This window comes from Sutterella sp. AM11-39 (assembly GCF_003472385.1).
Classification (GTDB): Bacteria; Pseudomonadota; Gammaproteobacteria; order Burkholderiales; family Burkholderiaceae_F; genus Duodenibacillus; species Duodenibacillus intestinigallinarum.
This window is the reverse complement of the sequence record NZ_QRLV01000023.1, coordinates 1-3,671: the sequence shown is the minus strand read 5'-3', so window position 1 is coordinate 3,671 and position 3,671 is coordinate 1. Positions and strand designations below refer to the sequence as shown.

Below are 3,671 nucleotides of genomic sequence, written 5' to 3'. Positions count from 1 at the left end.
CCAAACCCGCTATGAAGCAGGAAGCCCCTCATTTCAATGAGGGGAGAAGTCACATCACCAATCCGTGTTTTGCAGCGAGCGATCCTTCCGTGAGCTTGAGTTTGAGCCGTTCTCAGTCCTCCGTGAAATGCTACATGGCCGATACGGGCTTGCTCTGCGCTTTGGCCTTGGCAAACGGTGCAACCACTGCCGAGGCGCTCTACCGCAACGTTTTGCTCGGCAACGTGGCCATCAACGAAGGCATGCTGGTCGAAAATTTTGTTGCACAAACGTTAGCAAGCAAAGGCGACAAGCTCTTTTTCTATGCGCAGACGAGTTCCAAGAAAGGCTGCGAGCGCATGGAAGTCGACTTCCTCATTGTGCGGCCGTTTGCCGATGCAGGTGGAAAGCCTCGCGTCGTACCGATCGAGGTCAAGTCCGGCAACAAATACCGTACGACTTCTCTGGATCGTTTTTCACAGAAGTTTGCGTCCAAGGTCGGAACAGAAATCGTGCTGCATCCTGGGCAGTTGCGAAAAGAAGGCAAGCGGCTCTTTGTTCCGCTTTATCTCACGCACCTGCCCTGACAAATCAATTCTCGGCGCTCTTGCGGCGGTGCACCCAAATCCAAACAACAAGGCCAAGCAAGAAAACAGGAAGACTCAGCCATTGGCCTCTGGACAGGCCGAAAAGTCCCAGTCCGAGATAGCTGTCGGGTTCGCGGAAATATTCCACGATGAAACGTACCAGACCGTAGCCCATGCAAAAGAGCGAGCCAACGGCGCCGGCCACGCGCGGCTTGCTGGAGAACCACCACAGCACGGTGAAAAGAAGCGCCCCTTCCAGGAAAGCCTCATAGAGCTGCGAGGGATGCCTTGGCACCAGCGTGCCCGAGTTCTTGAAAATCATGGCCCAAGGCACGTCGGAGCCGGCCGCCCTGCCCCACAGCTCCCCGTTGATGAAGTTGCCGATGCGCCCGAACATCAAGCCCAGCGGCACAAGCGGCGCTACAAAGTCAGCCACCTCAAAAAACGTTTTTCCCTTGATGCGGGCAAACGCACAGATCGCCAAGATGGACCCGATGATGCCGCCGTGCGCACTCATACCGCCCTGCCACACCTTGAAGATGTCCAAGGGATGCGACAGGTACCACTCAGGCTGGTAGAAAAGACAAAAACCCAAACGTCCGCCGAGAATGACCCCGAGCACGCCGTAAAAGAGAATGTCTTCCACGTCGTTGGCGGTCATCTGACGCCACGGATCCTTCGCGCGCAACCGTCCCAACGCCCAGAAGAAGGCGAATCCTAAGAGATACATCAGACCGTACCAGTGCACGGCAAGGGGACCGATCGAAAAAGCGATGGGATTGAATTCCGGCGCGAACATACGAGCAGAATGCAAATGTTAGAAGTCAGAAGCGTTCGTTGTCTTTGAGATAACGCCATTTGCCGGGCGGCAAAGCCCCCAGGCGTACACGACCCACGCGTACGCGCTTTAGACGCAGCACTTTAAAGCCGACGGCAGCACACATACGGCGAATCTGGCGTTTCTTGCCTTCTTTCAGAACAAAACGAAGCTCATCGTCGTTTAAAACTTCAACTTGAGCAGGCAACAGCGCCTTGCCGTCAAGCGACAGACCGTGACGAAGAAGCGCCAACGTTTGCGCCGCAAATTTCGGCGCTTGACCGGTTTGCGCATCGGCAACGCGCACGATGTACTCTTTTTCGATCGTGCTGTGTTCGCCGATGATGGCCTTGGCAACGCGTCCGTCCTGCGTAAGCACGAGAAGGCCCACGGAGTCGATGTCCAGGCGCCCTGCGGGAACCAGGCTTCTCAATTGGGCGCTGCTCCAGCGAAGCGTCGAATCGTCACCGGCCCAGCGATTTTCCGGCGTGATCAAAGTCTTGGCGGGTTTGTAGCCGTCCTCAGCCTGTCCGCTCACGTAACCGACAGGTTTGTTGAGAAGCACCGTCACCTGCTGCTTTTGACTGTAGCTGGCCTGCGCCTTGAGTTCGATGCGCGCGCCGGGGCCCACTTTTTGCCCGAGCTGCGCCACCTTGCCGTCGACCAGCACCCAGCCCTTTTCGATAAAAGCGTCCGCCTCGCGGCGACTCGCGAGTCCCAGTTCGCTCATGCGCTTGGACAAGCGAACAAGTTCCGGCGCACCTATCGATGCACCGGAATCTTCCTGAAGGCGAGCGGTCGGTTTACGGTTATTGCCCATCAGGCTTTGCTCGAAGCGTTAAGGCAGAACTCCATGATGCCCTTTTGAGCATGCAGGCGATTTTCCGCTTCGTCCCACACAACGGACTGCGGGCCGTCGATCACTTCGGCCGTCACCTCTTCGCCGCGATGCGCGGGCAAGCAGTGCATGAAGAGAGCACCGGGGTTGGCAGCCGCCATCACGGCGCTGTTGACCTGATAGTTGGCAAAGTCGCGACGGCGCTTTTCGTTTTCTTCTTCAAAACCCATGGAGGTCCAAACATCGGTTGTCACCAAATCGGCACCCTTGGCGGCTTCGATCGGATCGCGGAACACGGTGTAGTAGTCGTCTCCTTCCGGGATCAGCGAAATATCGAGCGGGTAACCTTCGGGAATCGCCAGATTAATGTGAAAGCCCAGAATCTTGGCCGCTTCCAGCCACGAGTAGCTCATGTTGTTGGCGTCGCCCACCCAGCAAACAGTACGGCCTTCGATGGAGCCTTTGTGTTCCATGAAGGTAAGAATGTCGGTCATGATCTGTACCGGATGGTATTCATCCGTAAGACCGTTGATCACGGGCACGCGGCTATTGTTGGCAAACGCTTCCAGACGATCCTGGCCGAACGTGCGGATCATCACGAGATCGCACATGCGGCTCACCACACGTGCCGTGTCTTCGATGGATTCCGAGCGGCCTAGCTGCGATCCCTGGCTAGAGAGATGAATCACGTTGCCGCCCAACTGATAGAAGCCTGACTCAAAGGAGACGCGCGTACGGGTGCTTGCCTTTTCAAAGATCATCACCAACACCTTGCCGCCGAAGGGAACGTAGGGCGTGCCTGCCTTTTGCAGCGCTTTGATTTCCGCTGCGCGGCGCAACATCGTGTTGAGTTCGTCTTTGGTGAAGTCCGCGAGCTTCAGAAAGTGTCGGATTGCCATTTTTTGTCTCCCTATTTTTTGTTCCGCGACGCAGCCTGTGCCGAGCCGCACAAATTGCTTCATTGTAGTCGGTTGGAAGTAGCCGCGAAACGAACTTGCCACAGAATTGCGTGCCGCCGGTGCAACGGATTTGCACGCCTCTTCAAAGAAATCCCGCAGGAATCCCCTGTATTCATACAGGGGAGGAATGCGGCTCTAAAACCCCGAAGCTATTTTTTGGGGAGGCAGGCAACAAATAGATGAATGTTGTCTGTACACTGCGTTCCTCGTGAAAGGAACCCTATGCTCACCGGACGCAAATTTGCCGCCAGGTTTAAGAATTCATCTGCACGCGAGGCCTACCTCACCTGGTCGGCCGGGCAGATGTTTATCTACAACGAATGCGTTCTGGAACAGAGGTTCTTTGACAGCCTCAGCCGACTGATAGCGGAAACTGAACGGCATAAGCAACCAATTCGCAATGAATGCCGCATTACGCGGCCCAAGCCCGATCAGAAGTACGCGCATTTTGTTGATAAGGCACAAAGACCGTGGTTGTCTCAGGTGCCCTC

At 55.9% G+C, this 3,671-nt stretch carries 4 protein-coding genes and 1 pseudogene; 2 read left to right on the top strand and 3 right to left on the bottom strand.

From position 1 onward, the window contains the following. On the top strand, positions 1–566 hold a 566-nt coding region (locus DW133_RS09920), incomplete at its 5' end, for a DUF4143 domain-containing protein (RefSeq protein WP_147408931.1). 4 nt (positions 567–570) lie between these two features. On the opposite strand, the gene lgt is transcribed toward DW133_RS09920, so the two are convergent. The 3 genes from lgt to argF are packed head-to-tail and all read right to left on the bottom strand — an operon-like array spanning position 571 to position 3,120. Continuing rightward, on the bottom strand, positions 571–1,365 hold the full coding sequence (lgt, locus tag DW133_RS09915) for a prolipoprotein diacylglyceryl transferase (RefSeq protein ID WP_118276494.1): 795 nt from the start codon (positions 1,363–1,365) through the stop codon (positions 571–573). Positions 1,366–1,390: 25 nt separating this feature from the next. After that, on the bottom strand, positions 1,391–2,203 hold the full coding sequence (locus DW133_RS09910) for a pseudouridine synthase (RefSeq protein WP_118276493.1): 813 nt from the start codon (positions 2,201–2,203) through the stop codon (positions 1,391–1,393). Further along, the gene (argF, locus tag DW133_RS09905) at positions 2,203–3,120 is read right to left on the bottom strand and encodes an ornithine carbamoyltransferase (RefSeq protein ID WP_118276496.1); all 918 of its coding nucleotides are present in this window, start codon (positions 3,118–3,120) and stop codon (positions 2,203–2,205) included. The genes DW133_RS09910 and argF overlap by 1 nt, the downstream gene beginning before the upstream one ends. 282 nt (positions 3,121–3,402) lie before the next feature. Between argF and DW133_RS09900 the strand changes: the two are divergent. Then, positions 3,403–3,671, top strand: a pseudogene (locus DW133_RS09900) (hypothetical protein); the annotation flags it as partial.